Origin of the sequence: Streptomyces sp. NPDC089799 (assembly GCF_040684755.1) — a bacterium.
Taxonomy (GTDB): domain Bacteria; phylum Actinomycetota; class Actinomycetes; order Streptomycetales; family Streptomycetaceae; genus Streptomyces.
This window is the reverse complement of record NZ_JBFBGR010000002.1, coordinates 323,973-339,181: the sequence shown is the minus strand read 5'-3', so window position 1 is coordinate 339,181 and position 15,209 is coordinate 323,973. Positions and strand designations below refer to the sequence as shown.

Below are 15,209 nucleotides of genomic sequence, written 5' to 3'. Positions count from 1 at the left end.
CGGCCGGAGTTGTCGCGGGTGAAGTGGCGGGCTCCGGCGCCTTCGGAGATCGAGGCGAGGAGGCCTGCCCGGTCGTAGGTCCGGGTCTCGCTCGTGGCCGGGGTGGTGGGCAGGGTGGTGGTGAGGAGGTTGCCCGCCTGGTCGTACGTGTAGTTGGTGTTCCTGTTGTTCTGTGTCTGGCGGGTCATCCGGCCGTCGGCGTCGTACGTGTACGACGTCGCCTTGCCGTCCGGGTAGGTGCGGCTGCTGATCGAGCCGTCGGGCCGGTAGGTGTACTTGAACGGGTTGCCCGAGTCGGGCACCCAGATCTTCACGGGCCTGCCGGCCGGGTCGTATTCGATGCCCTTGAAGCCGGTGCCGTCGGTGACCGATGCGAGGCGCCCGGCGTCGTCGTAGGTGTAGGAGACCTCGGGGGTGTCGTCGGAGTAGCTGGTCGAGGTCAGCAGGCCACGTGCGTCATGGGCGCTGGTGAGGGTCTGCCCCCGGGCGTTGACGATCTTGGTCTGGTTGCCGTCGGGGTCGTACGCGTAGGTGACGGTGCGGTCGAGCGGGTCGGTGACCTTGGTGCGGCGTCCGGCCTTGTCGTACTCGTACGTCGTGACGCGGTCGTTGGCGTCGGTGCGTGAGATGACGTTGCCGGCGGTGTCGAAGGACGCTTTGGTCACGCCTCCGTCGGGGGAGGTCGTCTGGATCAGACGGTTCAGGTCGTCGTAGGCGTAGCTGGTCTGCTTGCCGTTCGGGTCCGTGCTCGTGATCAGGTTGTCGAGCGCGTCATACGACTTGGTGATCTTCTTGCCGAACGGGTCGATCTCGGCGCTGACACGGCCAGCATCGTCGTACTCCGTGCGCCAGGTGAAGTCCTCCGGGGTGGCTCCGGCCACGTTGCCGCGGGGCTCGGTACGGGAGGTCTGGCGTCCCGCGGCGTCATAGGCGTAGGTGGTCTTGAAGCCGAGGGGCGAGGTCTCGGAGAGCCTGTTTCCGTCGGCGTCGTAGGTGTAGGAAAGGGTGTTGCCGTTGGGGTCCTTGACCGATGTCAGCCGGTTCACGGCGTCAAAGGTGAACGAGGTCGACTTCCCCAACCCGTCGGTGGTCCCGACGACGTTCCCGGTCTTGTCGTAGGTCGTCTTGGTGACGTTCCCGAGCGGATCGGTGACCGAGACCGGGCGTGAGCCCGTGTCGTAGTCCGTCTTCGTCGTCCGGCCTGCGGGATCGGTGACCGTGGTCTGGTTCCCGGCCTTGTCGTAGCCGTACGTCCAGGTGTACTCGGCCGGATCCGCGCCTTCCGCGTTACCGCGCGGGGTCGTCATCGAGACCATCCGGCCGGCCACGTCGTGCGTGTACGTGGTCTTCGCGCCCGCGGGATCGGTACGGGCCACGACGCGGCCCATGTTGTCGTAGCCGGTGGTGGTCTTCGCGCCGCCGGGGGCTGTCGTGGAGGTCAGACGGTTCGCGCTGTCGTAGGTGAAGGTGGTCACGCGGCCGGCGGCGTCCGTGGACTTCGTGAGGTTCCCGGCGCTGTCGTAGGTGTTGGTGACCGTCTTGCCGTTGGGGGCCCTGACCGACGTCAGACGGTCTTTCCCGTCGTAGGTGTAGGTCGTCGTGAAATCGGCGGGGTTGGCGCCGGCCACGTTGCCGCGCGGCTCGGTGACCGTCAGCGGCTTGCCCGAGGCGTTGTAGGTGAAGGTGCTCTTGCCACCCAGCGGCGTGGTGACCGAAAGCCGGTTGCCGGCACCGTCATAGGTGTACGAGGTGGTCCTGCCCAGCGGCGTCGTCTCGGACTGCAACTCGCCGGCCGCCGTGTAACTGAAGGTCGAGGTGTTCCCGAGCCCGTCCTTGGCCGAGATCACACGCCCTTTGTCGTCATAGCCGTACGTCGGCGGCTTGCTGCCACCGGTGTATTCGAGGGTGGCGATGCCTGTTCTGGACCAATGGACCTTCGTGGTTCCGGATGCATCGGTTATTTCCTCCAGCGGCCTGCTCATCCACCACTTGTATGACGTGACGTTGCCTGCGTCATCGGTGACGCGGGTGACATCGGAATTCGTGTTGTACGTGTATTCGGTCCGGTTGCCGAAGGGGTCGTACTGGAAGATGAGGTGGTTGCTGTTGTAGATGTCGGTCCACACACCTCCGTCCGGCATGGTGGTGTCGGTCTCACCGCCGTTGTAGGCGAAGGACGTGACAGCACCGGTCGGGCCGGTCTGACCGGTTACCCGGCCCTGACCGTCGTACGTGTTGCGGATCTGCTCCTGACCGCTGCCGTCCTTCACCGAGTTCAGGCGCGACGAAGCGTCATACCCGTAGGAGACCGTGCTGCCGCCACTGGTCACCGAGGTCAGGAGACCGTCCGTATAGGCGTAATCCACCTTGCTGCCGTCATACCGCTCGATCTGAGTGAGCCGGTCCCCGGTGTACCTCAGCGTGGCGATCCTGCCGGTGAGAACACCGCCTTGAGGCCAGCCGGACCAGCCTTCGATCGACGAGACACGGCCGTCAGGCCAGTAGGTGTACGTCTCCCCGTTGCCTGATGCCACGTCCAAGTTGTGGGTAAGACGGCCCGACAGGTCGTAGAACAGACGTCTCTTGTCGAACGGCGTAGTGATGTAGTACCCGATTTCGGTGGGGTAGGGGTAGTAGTTGTACAAGTAGGACATGACCGAGCGACTCGTGGTCGGCGCCATGCAACACGATCCTCCCCCGGTGAGATAGTAGGGGTAGGTGTGGATGGAACCCGTAGGTGAGGTGTAGGTCGCTTGCCTGGCCACCCTGTCGTGCTGGAACTTGCTCTCCCACGGGAGGCTCCAGCCCCGCCCCAAGGAGCCGACGGCCGAGGATCCGCTTGCTCCCTTGTGGGATGCGTAGTGGCGGGCCGCAGTCCAACCGCCGCCGGCTGTGGCCTGGGACAGGTCACCGGAACTGAGTGAGAACGCTCCCGTTGCGGTGTTCACCGTGCCGTTCCGCACCGTCTGGGGCTGCGTGAAGCCGGTCAGGGAGCAGTCCGTCAGACAACCGTCGGTCTCGGTATCGGGGATCGGCCGGGCGAACGCGAGGGGCAGCGTCGCTTTTCCGGTCCGGTCACCCGGCTCGGGGTTGGAGTCGTCCAGCACTTCCCCGATGGCCGTGACGGTGAAGCCAGTCACCCAGTAGCCATTACCTGCATACGAATTGGGGCACAGCTCCGGGGTGATCGTCACTTGTGTGCTGGCGTACGGAACCGGGGTGGTCTTGTTGCCCCAGTAGTACGTGCGGGAGGGTGCCGTGACGATCTGACCCTTGTCGATCGTGGTGTCCTTGCCGCACGAAATCTTCCAGGTCACCTTGACCTGATGCGGCGCATCCACGTACTTGCCGCCGACGTACTTCGATTCGGAATTGAACATTCCAGTGGACAGGGTGACGGTTTCCCCCATGAACACCTGTCCGGTGAAGAATTGACTGGCCCCAATCCACGACCGACCAATGCCCCGCAGGGAACCTTCGGGACCCAGAACGCGGAAGTCGTCCGGTTCTGCCTTCACGATCGGAGCAGTCGCCGCCGCAACGGCGCCGGTGCTTGCCTGCGCCTGCTTCGCGGTCTTGGGCGCGGGCGCGCTTGCGACCGGCTTGTGCTCGCTCTTCCCCGCAGTGCCGCCCACATCACGCCGTGCGGCCTTGGACTTGTCCTCCCGTACCTGCTTCCGGCGCTCGGCGAGCGACATCGGCTTCTGCGCAGGTGCGGGTTCTGGAGCACCCTTGGCACGCGCCGAACCCGAACCGGAAGAGGGCTTTTTGCCCTGCGGAAGCGAAAGGGCCGGCGTCGCGCCCGACAGCAACAGCGCCCACGCCGTCAGTAAGCCCAACAACAATCTCGTCCGTCTGTGGAACCGTTGTGGCGTCATTACACCTCTCCAGAGAAGCGACAGAGAACGTGATTGAGGGGCGCTTCAGGCTAGAGAGGCGTCTGATACCAGTGGTGCCCGTGGGGTGCGGTGCGTCTGATTCCGGGCGGGAGAAAGTCCGAAATCGCTGTTGCGTCCCAAAGGGCGAGATGAACCCGATCGCTCGGCAGGAATTACCCTTACTCGTGCATGCATCACGTACGAGCAGCGGAGCCGCGTGAGGTTGCTTCGGTTTGCCGGACATCCGAGATCCGGGCTCGCGCCCGGAGCGGCCGCCACCCCCGGCGGCGGCCGCTGACCGCGGGAACGGGGGCCGGGCTCAGACCGGCTCCGCCGCTGTCGGGGTGTCGTCGAGGAAGCCGCCGGACTGGTGCTGCCACAGCTTGGCGTAGGCGCCTTCGGAGGCCAGCAGTTCCTGGTGCGTGCCCTGTTCGACGATCCGGCCGCGGTCGAGCACCACGAGCCGGTCCATGCCGGCGACCGTGCTCAGCCGGTGCGCCACCACGAGCGCCGTACGTCCCTCCATGAGCCGCCACAGCGCCTCCTGGACGAGGAGCTCGCTCTCCGAGTCCAGGGCGCTGGTCGCCTCGTCGAGCAGCAGGATCGGCGCGTCGCGCAAGATGGCGCGGGCGAGGGCCACCCGCTGGCGCTGGCCGCCGGACAGCTTCACCCCGCGCTCCCCCACCATCGTGTCGAAGCCGTCCGGGAGGGCGTCGGCGAACTCCGTGACGTGCGCCGCCTCGGCGGCCCGGCGGACCTCGGCGTCGGTGGCGTCCGGACGGGCGAACGCGATGTTCTCCCGCAGCGTGCGGTGGAACATCGCCGGGTCCTGCGGCACGTAGGCGATCTGGCTGCGCAGGTCGGCCTGCGACAGCCGGCTGATGTCCTGGCCGCCGATCAGGATGCGGCCGGCCTCCACGTCGGTCATCCGCAGCAGCAGCCGGGTCAGCGTGGTCTTCCCCCCGCCGGACCTGCCGACCAGGCCCAGCTTCGAACCGCTGGGCACGTGCAGGTCGAGCCCCTCGAAGAGCGGCCTCCCCCCGCCGTGGGTGAAGTCCACCCGCTCGAAGCGCACATCGGCGGCCCGGGGCCGCAGCGGTTCGGGGCGCTCGGGGTCGAGCACGGTGGCCGGGGTCAGCAGCAGTTCGGTGAACTGGGCGGCCTCCGTCATCGAGCTCTCCAGACGGCGGTAGATCTGGTTGAACTCGAACATGATCCGGGTCGCGCTCGCGTAGTAGGTGAAGGCGACGATGACCGCCTCCACACCGTGCTCCCCCGCCCCGAGGGAGAGCGCCACGACCAGCCCGAGGACGTTGGTGAGCACCGACATCGGCGCGACCACCGTGTCGATGCGCAGGTTGCCGTAGTCCCAGGAGCGCAGCGTCAGCCGGCGTGACTCCGCGACCCGGGACCGGTGTTCGGCCGCCTCGCGCTCCTCGGCGGCGAACGCGCGCACCGTGTCCATGTTCATCAGGCTGTCGGCGACATGTCCGGAGACCCGGGCGATGGCCTCCTCGCGCCGGGCGACGAGCCGCTGGCGGCGCCGGATCAGCGGGGCCACGCACAGCGCCGTCAGTACGATCATCAGCAGCAACCCGGCCACCAGCAGCGGCTCGTACTGCCACAGGACCACCGAGGCGAACAGCAGCGGCACGAAGCTGCCCATGACCGAGAAGGTGAGCGTGTCGACGACCTCCTCGAAGCGGGAGGCGAAGCTCAGGACGCGCTTGGTGAGGGAGCCGGCGAAGTTGTCGTGGAAGAACGCGGCGTCCTTGGCGAAGAGTTCGTCCATGCCGATGACGTAGAGCTGTTCGATGCCGCGCGCGTCGAGGCGGTTGAGGCAGTGCAGCCCGAGGCGCCACAGCGTCTCGCCGAGCAGCAGGACGCCCGCGAAGGAGAGGACGTAGGGGAGCATCGCGTCGATGCCGGTGCCGGCACCCCCGGCGATGCGGCCGACGAGCTTGGCGACGATCAGCGGAGTGATGTAGTTGATGGCGATGTTGCCCAGCGCCGGGAGCAGCATCGCGGGCACGGTCAGCCGGCGCAGCCTGGCCAACTCCCGTCCGTAGTAGCGGAGTGCGAGGAGCACCGGACCCCGGCCCGGCGAACCTTTGCTCGAATCAGGCGAATCCATTCCAACCCTGCCTTGTCGGACCACCAGGGACAAGATTCGCAGTGTCCCGTGACGGCCCGCGGGGCGTCCACGCGTTTTTTCGCCGTACGGAGGACGGTCAGGCGCCCTGCCCGTCCGGCCCGTCCGGCCCGTCCGGCCCGTCCAGCGTGGCCGGGGTCGGACCGTCGGGGCGGACGGTGATGCTGTACACCGCCCCGGCCGGGGTGGAGAGGAAGCGCGGGGCGCGGCCGGGCAGGAGGTGTTCGAGCAGGACGGCCGTCTCCCGGAGGGCGAACTGCAGGCCCAGGCAGGCCCGGGGGCCGACGCCGAAGGGGAAGTAGCTCCCCGGGCGGTCCGGGCGCCGGCCCGGGGTGGTGAAGCGGTCCGGGTCGAACCGTTCGGGGTCCTCCCACAGCCCGGGGTCCCGGTGGGTGAGGTAGGGGCAGACCAGGACGTCGGTCCCGGCCTCGATCGCGTATCCGGCGAGGACGTCGTCCTGCGCCGCGCAGCGCGGCAGGATCCAGGCCGAGGGGTAGAGGCGCAGCGTTTCGTGGACGAGCGCCCGGACGGCCTGCCGCCGTTCGGGGGAGCCCTCGGGGCCGGCGGCCAGGGCCCGCTCACGCGCCTGCGGGTGCCGGTCCAGCAGGAGGTGGAGCCAGGTCAGGGTGGTGGCGGTGGTCTCGTGGCCGGCGACCAGCAGGGTGACCAGCTCGTCGCGGATCAGCCGGTCCGTGTACTCGGGCCGGGTGCCGGACGCGTCGAGGAGGACGTGCAGCAGCCCGGGCCCGTCGGGACCGGCCCCGCCGTCGCGGGCGGCGGCGATGACCCGGTGCGCGACGGCGTCGATCCTGGCCAGGTCGGCCGCGACGGCCCCCTGCGCGGCACCGGCGTCGGCGGGCAGGCTGGGCAGGGCGGCCACCACAGCCGGTACGGCGGCCAGTTCGCCCTCCGTCGCGGGGTCGAGGGGGTGTCCCGTCAGGGCCCGCCAGATGGTGTCCAGGGCGAAGCGCCGCATCTCCTCGCCCACGTCGAACCCCTCGCCGGTGCGGGCGTACGCGGCCCAGCGCGCGGCGGCGGTCCGGGCGGCCCCGTCGATGCGCTGCTCGTAGCGCTGCATCCCGCGGCCGGTGAACTGGGACTGCAGCAGCCGCCGTTGGCGCTGCCACGCGTCGCCCGTCGCGGCCAGCAGTCCGTCGCCGATCAGCAGCCGGGCGCGGTGCGAACGCTTGACGTAGCGGTCGGGGCGGAGGGCCAGGACGTGCTGCACGGCCTCGGGGGCGGTGACCAGCACGGTCGGCAGTGGGCCGCCGAGCCCGAACGCCGCCATGCCGCCCAGGCGTTGCCGCGCCAGGGTGAAGAGGTCGACGGGTTCGCCTCCCTGGGCCCGCCACTGGTCGACGAGGGCGGGATCCAGCTCGGGGACCGGGCGGCCCGCCGGGGACGGGTCCGGGAGGGAGCCGGCGGCGGGACGGGCGTGGGTGGCCACGGATCTGCTCCTGTTCGGCTGGGGTGGGGCTGTTCGGCTCGGGTACGGCTCAGGCTCGGGTACGGCTCTTCGGCTCGGGTACGGCTCTTCGGCAGGCGCGGGCACGCGTCCGGGCATCACGCACTGTAGGGGAGCGGGCGCGCGGGGCGACAGTGCGCCCTCCGGGGCTGTGCCGACCCTGCGGGCTTCCTTAAGGGACCTTGAAGAACGCCTCGTTGGGCCCTTTTTCACTGGTCAGCGTCCTAGGCTCGGTTTCCGAGATCCCCCCTCCCCCGCCCTTGTGAGGTGTCACCGGCATGAGCCGCAGCCGTACTCCCGAAACGCCGTCCCGCACCGAGGTCCGCCGGAAGAAGGCGGTGCGCACGCGCATCGTGCTGTCCGTCACGGCGGCGGCCGCGGCGGTGGCGGTCGGGGTCGCGGTGGCCGACTCCGACGGCGACGGCCACGACCGGCGCGCCGAAGCCTCGACCGGAGCGAAGTCCGCCGGTGCGGGCGCCGGTGACCCGACCGGGACCGCGGCCCCCGCCCCGTCCGACCCGCTGCTCACCGCCGACGCCTCGGCCTCGGCGAGCGCGCTCCCGTCGGGCACGCCCGGTGCCGGCGCCGCCGCCACCGGGTCCGCCGCTCCGGCGAAGCCGACCGCGGCGAAGACCACCGGCACCCCGGCCAAGCCGGCGGCCCCGACGTCGAAGCCGACCCGCAAGGCCACCCCGACCAAGGGCAGCGGATCCGGCGGAACCGGCGGCGGTTCCGGGTCCGGCGGCGGCACGGTCAACACCAGCGCCGAGTCCGCGGTCCTCGCCCTGGTCAACAAGGAACGGGCGAAGGCCGGGTGCGGCGCCCTGACCTCGAACGCCAAGCTGAGCAACGCCGCCCGCTCCTACAGCGACACCATGGCCCGCGTCGGCGTCATGTCCCACACCGGCCCCGACGGATCGACCATGACCAGCCGCGTGGAGGCCGCCGGCTACAAGTGGTCCACCCTGGGCGAGAACATAGCCCGCGGCCAGGCCGACGCGGACGCGGTGATGAAGGCGTGGATGAACAGCCCCGGCCACCGGGCCAACATCCTCAACTGCTCCTTCAAGGAGATCGGCATAGGCGTGCACAAGGGCGACGGCGGCCCGTGGTGGACGCAGGACTTCGGCGCCTCGCGGTGAACCGCGGCCGCTGAGGCATACGGACCAAACCGGTAACACCCCCCACAGGAGACGTCCTCCGTGCCCGCATGCGGGCACGGAGGACGTCGGCGTTCCCGTGCGCCCACGGCACTTCGGGATGCTCCGGACGGTTCGGGCGCTGCGGGCTGTTCGGATGCTCCGGACGGTTCGGGCGCTGCGGGCTGTTCGGATGCTCCGGACGGTTCGGACGCTCGGGGGAGCCGGTCACGGGCCGGCCCGCGCGTCGGCCACTATATGGCGGTGCCCCGACTTCCGCGTTACCTGCTCATATGGCTGTCGTGCACGGCCGCCAGCGTCACGGCCGTGCTCGCCACGGTCCAGTTCGTCGTCGGCACGACCCGGCACACGCCCCCGGTCGCCCGGTCCGCACCGACGGTCATCGAGACGCCGCCGGCCTGGCAGGCGGGGAGTCCGGCACCGGGTTCCCCGTCCCCGAGCGCGTCCGCCTCCGCCTCCACGAGCGCCTCCCCGTCGGCGACGCAGCGCCCGTCGCCCACGGCCACCACCCCCACGCCTTCCAAGACCTCCACGGGCACCCCGCGGACCACACCGCCGAAGAGCACCGTCGACTGCAAGGAGGGCGGGGCGGGCCTGCACACCGTCCCCTCCCAGGGCGGAAAGGCCACGGTCCGCTACGGCAGCCGGGGCGTGTGCCTGATCTCCGCGATCCCCAGCCGGGGCTTCAAGGCCACCACCTCGCAGACCTCGGACACCACCCTCACGGTCACGTTCACCGCCTCGGACCACAAGTCGGTCATCACGGCGACGGTCGACTCGGGCGCGCGGGCCAGCGTCCGCGAGTCCTCCTTCTGACGCAGCGACTGCGCGGGCCGTTCCCGACGATCCGTCGCGCTCGTCCCGTCCGGTCCGTTCTGCCGCGTTCACCGGGCTGTGTGCGCTCATGGACGGAGTTCCGGCGAAGCGGAAGGTGAGCTCTTCCTTAGGGCTTCCTCAAGATCACCCCGATCCGGTTCCGGCGGCCCCGAGCGGTCCTATGCTCACGTCATCCGAACGGCCGCCGGCGCCGGGGCGTGACTCCCCGGCGAACGGCCGGGCCTCCGGCTTCCGCCGGGCGGGCGCGTTCCGCCGCCCCGCCGTCCCTCAGTCCTCACCGTCCCTTGGGGTGCCTTCGCCATGACTTCCCGCATGCTCCGACCCGTCCGCACCGACCGCCGTACGACCCCCGCCCGCCCGGCCGCACCCCTGGCGAGGCGGCTGCCGCTGGTGGCAGCGGCCGTGGTCGCGGCGGGGCTCACCGCCGCCTGCGGGCCCACCTCCTCGCAGTCCGCCGGGTCGGCGGCCGCGTCCGTGGCCGGCCGGTCCTCGGAGGCGTCCCCCTCCTCCACGGAGTCCACGGCGACGGAGTCCCCCGCCCAAGACCCCTCCGCCTCCGCCCCCGCCTCGCCGTCCGCGTCGGCATCCGCCTCGGCCCCCGCCTCCTCCGCGGCCTCCGCACCCGGCTCCGCCACGAGCCCCGCGCGCGGCACGTCCGGATCCGCCGCTCCCGCCCGTACGGCCGCCAAGCCGGCCCGTACGTCCACCGCGCCCAAGCCGCCCGCCAAGGTCCCCGGTCCGGGCTACCCGACGGCCGACGCGGGCAAGGCGATCGACGCGGCGCTGCGCGCGGCCAAGGCCGACGGACGCGCGGTGCTGCTCGACTTCGGCGCGAACTGGTGCGGCAACTGCAAGGCCGCGGACAAGGTGTTCGCCCAGGCGAAGACCTCGGAGGTCCTCGGGTCCTCCTACCACCTGGTCAAGATCGACATCGGTGGCAACAGCTCCGCCAACTCCGCGCTGCTGCGCAAGTACAGCCCCGGGGGCGGCACGTACAAGATGCCCGTCCTGGTCGTGGTCTCGCCGTCCGGCAGCGTGCGTACGGACACCCACGTCACCGGCAACCCGTCCCTGACCGCCGACGGCCTCAACTCCTTCCTGCGCAAGTGGGCGTCGTGAGCGTGCCGGCGCGGGGGCGCCGGCTGTCCGTCCTGCTGGCCGGGGCCGGCCTGGTGGTGGCGGCGGCCGGCTGCGTCCTCGCCGCCGGCGGTACGGGCACCGGCGCCGCCGGACCGGCGGGCGGAGGGATGGGCGCAGGGACGGGCGCCGTCACGGCCGCGGCCCGGGCGGCCGTACTGGACCCCGCCGCCCGGCGGGAGGCCCCCGAGCTGGCCGGCGAGGACCTCGACGGGCAGCCGGTCAGCCTGGCCGGCTTCCGCGGGAACGTGGTCGTCCTCAACCTGTGGGGCTCCTGGTGCGGCCCCTGCCGGGCGGAAGCCGACGGCCTGGAGCGGCTGAACCGGCAGACCCGCGCCGAGGGGGTCCGGTTCCTGGGGATCAACACCAGGGACCGGGACCGGGCGGCCGCCCGCTCCTTCGTGCGCACGCACGGCCTGGGCTTCCCCAGCCTCCACGACCCCGCGGGCGAACTCCTGCTCCGCTTCCCGCCCGAGCTGCTCAACCCGCAGGCGATCCCCTCGACGCTGGTGATCGACCGCCGGGGACGCGTCGCCGTCGCCATCGGCGGCGCCGTCACCGAGGACCAGCTGCGCCCCCTGCTCACCCGCGTGGTGGAGGAGGCGCCGGCATCATGACACCGGTCACGCACCTCGCCGCGGACACCTCCTCCCTGATCACCGGCACGATCGTGATCGCGGCCCCCGTGGCGTTCGCCGCGGGTCTGGTGTCCTTCCTCTCCCCCTGTGTACTGCCCCTCGTGCCGGGCTACCTCAGCTACGTGACCAGCCTGTCGGTCGCCGACCTGGCGGACGCCCGCGGCGGGCGGCGCAGCCGAATGGCGGCCGGGGCACTGCTGTTCGTCCTGGGCTTCACCGCGGTCCTGGTGTCCGGGGGCGCCCTGTTCGGCTACTTCGGCCGCACGCTCCTGGCCCACCAGGAGGCGGTCAACCAGGTGCTCGGGGTCCTCACCGTGCTCATGGGTCTGTCCTTCATGGGCTTCCTGCCGGGCTTCACCCAGCGGGAGTTCCGCAGCCACCGGCGCCCCGCGCTCGGACTGGCCGGAGCCCCTCTGCTGGGCGCGGTGTTCGCGGTCGGCTGGACCCCGTGCATCGGCCCGACGCTGGCCGCCGTCCAGGCCCTCGCGTGGACCGAGGCGAGCGCGGCCCGCGGCGCCCTGCTGATGGCCGCCTACTGCCTGGGGCTGGGCCTGCCGTTCGTCCTGGCCGCACTGGCCTTCCGCCAAGCCCTGGACGCCTTCGGCCTGGTCAAGCGCCACTACCCGTGGGTGCTGCGGATCGGCGGGGGCCTGCTCGTGGTGGTCGGCGTCCTGCTGGCCACGGGCGTGTGGAACGACCTGGTGTACCGCCTGCAGTTGTGGAGCGCGGGCTTCGACACGGTGCTGTAGCAGCGCCGTTCGGGCCACCCTCCACCACGTTCCACCACCTCCAGCCCCTCCTCGCCCTCCCTCCCCCGTTTCCCTCCCCGCTTCCCTCCCCCGCTTCCCTCCCCTCCGCCTGGATCCCGGACCGGCCCGGTCCCCGCACACCCGAGGCACCCATGAACGCTTCCACCTCCCCGCGGCACCTCCGGAAGGCACGCGCCGCGGCCGCCCTCCTCTCCCTGGCCGCCCTCTCCGCGTGCGGCGAGCAGACCGTCGGCGGCGCCGACACGTCCGCGCCCACGGCCTCCACGGCCTCCACGGCCTCCACGACAGCCACGGCGCCCGGGGCGGCCGCGGCACCCGGTGCGGCGGCCACGACCCGCTTCACCGAGAACGGGGTCACCGTCACGGTGTCGCTGTCCGGCTGGAAGGCGTCGAAGGGAACCCTCACCGCGGTCTTCACCCCCGAGGAGAAGGGGTTCCACCTCTACAGCACCGACCTGCCCCCCACCGGCGTCGAGGGTGTGGGCCGGCCGACCGTGATGGCGGTCACCGGCGCCCTCACCGCGGAGGGCAGGCTCGCCGCCTCCGCCCCGGTGCAGAAGATCCGCGTGCCGGGTGTCGGGGCGCCCGTCCCCGTCTACCCGGACGGGCCGGTCACCGCCACGCTGCCGGTCCGCGCGGACCGGAACGGAGACGCCACGGTGCTGTTCGGCTACGCCAGCTGCAGTTCGCAGGAGGGCTGCACCATTCCGGTCGCCGACCGTCCCGTGCACCTGCACGTGACAAACGACGGCCCGGCGTTCACCACCCACTAGGCGGTCCACTGCGGACCGGGACCCTCCCGTACGGATGCTCCCGCACGAACCTCCCCCGCGGACGGTCCCGGTCTCCGCTCCGCCCTGCCGAGCGAGGGGACGGCAGGGTGGAGCGGCACCCCCCTGGGACGGAACAGGACGTTCCGGAACCTCCGCCACCTGTCCGTGGAACACCGCCGCCGAGCCCCTAAGGTGTCCACATGCCGAGCGTCCTGGTCGTGGAAGACGACCCCAGCATCCGCCAGTCACTCATCGAGGTCCTGACGGAACACGGGTACGCCGTGCGCAGCGCGGCCGACGGTTTCGGCGGGCTGCGCGAGGTCACCCAGGCGCCCGTCGACGCGGTGGTCCTGGACCTGGGGCTGCCCGATCTGGACGGAGGCGACGCACTGCGGATGATCCGGGGCATATCCTCCGTTCCCGTGCTGGTCTCCACCGCCCGGGACGACGAGACGGAGATCATCAAGATCCTCAACGCGGGCGCCGACGACTACCTGGTCAAGCCCTTCTCCGGGGGCCAGCTCATCGCCCGGCTGTCCGCCGTCCTGCGCCGCACCGGCCACGTTCCCGCCGCCGGAACCCCGGCGGGCGCCCCCGGTGTGCAGGGTTCGGCGGCGGCACCTGCGGCCGAGCCGCTGCGCCCGGTCGCCGTGGGCGAACTCGCGGTGGACCCCGGGGCCCGGACCGCGTACCTGGCCGGCCGTGAACTCCGCCTCACCCGACGGGAGTTCGACCTGCTGGCCTTCCTCGCCCGGCACGCCGGCCAGGTGGTCTCCAAACGCCTTCTGCTGACCGAGGTCTGGCGCGAGCCGTACGTGGACGACCAGACCGTCGACGTGCACCTGTCCTCGCTGCGCCGCAAACTCGGCGAACGCGCGGCGGCCCCGCGCTATCTGCTGACCGTCCGTGGTGTGGGCATCAAGCTGGTGGCACCGCGTTGAGACGCTCCCTGGCCGGAGTGGCGCTCGCCGTGACCTCCATGGTCGCGCTCTCCTTCCTCATACCGCTGGCCGCGCTGGTGCTGTCGCTGGTCAAGGAGCAGGGCGTCACCGCGGCCGAGCAGCAGGCCGCCGCCCTGGCGCCCGTACTCACCCTGACCACGGACCCGGCCGCCCTCCAGGAGTCCGCGGCGAGCCTGGACTCGGCCGAGCACCTGGTGGTCCATCTGCCGGACTCCGGCCCCCTCGGCAGCTCCAAGGCCCCGCCGGCCCTGCTCGAACGGGCGCAGCAGGGCCGGGAGTCCATCTCACGGGAGATCCCGGACGGCTGGATCTGCCTGCAGCCGGTGGTGCTCCCCGGCGACCGGGTCGCCGTCATCGAGAACTTCGTCCCGGAGGCGGAACTGACCCGCGGCGTCCGGGAGTCCTGGGCGGTGATGACCTTCCTCGCCGTGGGCCTGGTCTGCGGTTCCGTGCTGGTCGCCGACCGGCTCGGAGCCAAGGTGGTCAGGTCCTCCAAGCGGCTGGCGCAGGCCTCGCACGCACTCGGCCGCGGGGATCTGGACACGCGCGTGGACCCCATGGGGCCGCGGGAACTGCGGGACGCCGGTCTGGCCTTCAACGCGATGGCCCAGCGGATGACCGAACTGCTGGCCGTCGAGCGGGAACTGGTCGCCGACCTGTCCCACCGGCTGCGCACCCCGCTGACCGCCCTGCACCTGGCCTCCGAACGCATGGCCGGTACGCCGGAGTCGGCGCGGGTGGAGGCGGCCGTCGGCGAACTGGAGACGGAACTCCAGGCCATCATCGCCGCGGCGCGCACCCCGCTGGCCGTGGGCCCGATGGGCCAGGGCCTGCTGGGCCCGGAGTCGTCCGGCGGCCGGCCGGCCGGCGGTACGGCGGCGGAGCCGGGGCCGCGCTGCGAGGCGGCGGAGGTCGTCCGCCGCCGCACCGCCTTCTGGTCGGTGCTGGCCGAGCAGCAGAACCGGTCCTGCTGTCTGGACCTCACCCAGGAGCCCACGGCCGTCGGCCTCTCCGACGACGACGTCGCCGCCGTGGTCGACGCCCTCATCGGCAACGTCTTCCGGCACACCGCCTCCGGGACCCCGTTCGGCGTCCGCGTCGTGCGCACCGCGCAGGCGGTGGAACTGGTCGTGGAGGACGGCGGACCGGGCATCCCCGATCCGGACCGTGCCCTGTCCCGGGGCAGCAGCACCGGCTCCACCGGGCTCGGGCTGGACATCGCGCACCGGGCGGCGAACGCCACGGGCGGCTCGGTGCACATCACCCGCGGGCCGCTGGGCGGCGCGCACATCACCGTGACGTTCGCCCTGGCCGCTCCGGCCCTGTCCGGACGCCGCCCGCGCATCTCCCGCCGCCGTACGGCCCGGACGCGCAAGGCGCAGCCGGGGCCGTAGGTCCGTACGGCCCCGGGCCACAGGCCGTACGGCCCCGGCTCCC

Annotated in this window: 11 protein-coding genes; 8 read left to right on the top strand and 3 right to left on the bottom strand. The window is 71.7% G+C overall.

The genetic code is table 11. The features are described from left to right. The 3 genes from AB0O36_RS03160 to AB0O36_RS03150 form a co-directional block, all read right to left on the bottom strand. A partial coding sequence (locus tag AB0O36_RS03160; RefSeq protein WP_365103247.1) for a DUF6531 domain-containing protein occupies positions 1-3,839 on the bottom strand: 3,839 nt, incomplete at its 3' end. Between the two features lie 358 nt (positions 3,840-4,197). Further along, positions 4,198-6,012: an ABC transporter ATP-binding protein gene (locus AB0O36_RS03155; RefSeq protein WP_365103244.1), complete on the bottom strand. Its 1,815-nt coding sequence runs from the start codon at positions 6,010-6,012 to the stop codon at positions 4,198-4,200. 97 nt (positions 6,013-6,109) lie between these two features. Continuing rightward, positions 6,110-7,477: a cytochrome P450 gene (locus AB0O36_RS03150; RefSeq protein ID WP_365103242.1), complete on the bottom strand. Its 1,368-nt coding sequence runs from the start codon at positions 7,475-7,477 to the stop codon at positions 6,110-6,112. Between the two features lie 296 nt (positions 7,478-7,773). On the opposite strand from AB0O36_RS03150, the gene AB0O36_RS03145 reads away from it, so the two are divergent. The 8 genes from AB0O36_RS03145 (at position 7,774) to AB0O36_RS03110 (ending at position 15,166) form a co-directional block, all read left to right on the top strand. Next, complete coding sequence (locus tag AB0O36_RS03145) at positions 7,774-8,637, top strand: CAP domain-containing protein (RefSeq protein WP_365103240.1); 864 nt, start codon at positions 7,774-7,776, stop codon at positions 8,635-8,637. A 261-nt stretch (positions 8,638-8,898) separates the two neighbouring features. Continuing rightward, positions 8,899-9,471, top strand: coding sequence for a hypothetical protein (locus AB0O36_RS03140; protein ID WP_365103238.1), 573 nt, complete (start codon positions 8,899-8,901; stop codon positions 9,469-9,471). A 333-nt stretch (positions 9,472-9,804) separates the two neighbouring features. After that, the gene (locus AB0O36_RS03135; RefSeq protein ID WP_365103236.1) at positions 9,805-10,611 is read left to right on the top strand and encodes a thioredoxin family protein; all 807 of its coding nucleotides are present in this window, start codon (positions 9,805-9,807) and stop codon (positions 10,609-10,611) included. Further along, complete coding sequence (locus tag AB0O36_RS03130) at positions 10,608-11,246, top strand: TlpA disulfide reductase family protein (RefSeq protein ID WP_365103233.1); 639 nt, start codon at positions 10,608-10,610, stop codon at positions 11,244-11,246. The genes AB0O36_RS03135 and AB0O36_RS03130 overlap by 4 nt, the downstream gene beginning before the upstream one ends. Continuing rightward, positions 11,243-12,016, top strand: coding sequence for a cytochrome c biogenesis protein CcdA (locus AB0O36_RS03125; protein ID WP_365103230.1), 774 nt, complete (start codon positions 11,243-11,245; stop codon positions 12,014-12,016). The genes AB0O36_RS03130 and AB0O36_RS03125 overlap by 4 nt, the downstream gene beginning before the upstream one ends. 152 nt (positions 12,017-12,168) lie before the next feature. Further along, on the top strand, positions 12,169-12,810 hold the full coding sequence (locus tag AB0O36_RS03120) for a hypothetical protein (RefSeq protein WP_365103228.1): 642 nt from the start codon (positions 12,169-12,171) through the stop codon (positions 12,808-12,810). 200 nt (positions 12,811-13,010) lie between these two features. Further along, positions 13,011-13,751, top strand: a complete 741-nt coding sequence (locus tag AB0O36_RS03115; RefSeq protein ID WP_365103225.1) for a response regulator transcription factor — start codon at positions 13,011-13,013, stop codon at positions 13,749-13,751. Further along, the gene (locus AB0O36_RS03110) at positions 13,748-15,166 is read left to right on the top strand and encodes a HAMP domain-containing sensor histidine kinase (RefSeq protein ID WP_365103223.1); all 1,419 of its coding nucleotides are present in this window, start codon (positions 13,748-13,750) and stop codon (positions 15,164-15,166) included. The genes AB0O36_RS03115 and AB0O36_RS03110 overlap by 4 nt, the downstream gene beginning before the upstream one ends. Positions 15,167-15,209: the final 43 nt, after the last annotated feature.

What these genes read in the sequence shown, in the direction of transcription:
- AB0O36_RS03145 (WP_365103240.1), top strand. Translation starts at nt 7,774, where the DNA reads ATGAGCCGCAGCCGTACTCCCGAAACGCCGTCCCGCACCGAGGTCCGC.
- AB0O36_RS03115 (WP_365103225.1), top strand. Translation starts at nt 13,011, where the DNA reads ATGCCGAGCGTCCTGGTCGTGGAAGACGACCCCAGCATCCGCCAGTCA.
- AB0O36_RS03120 (WP_365103228.1), top strand. Translation starts at nt 12,169, where the DNA reads ATGAACGCTTCCACCTCCCCGCGGCACCTCCGGAAGGCACGCGCCGCG.
- AB0O36_RS03155 (WP_365103244.1), bottom strand. Translation starts at nt 6,012, where the DNA reads ATGGATTCGCCTGATTCGAGCAAAGGTTCGCCGGGCCGGGGTCCGGTG.
- AB0O36_RS03125 (WP_365103230.1), top strand. Translation starts at nt 11,243, where the DNA reads ATGACACCGGTCACGCACCTCGCCGCGGACACCTCCTCCCTGATCACC.
- AB0O36_RS03135 (WP_365103236.1), top strand. Translation starts at nt 9,805, where the DNA reads ATGCTCCGACCCGTCCGCACCGACCGCCGTACGACCCCCGCCCGCCCG.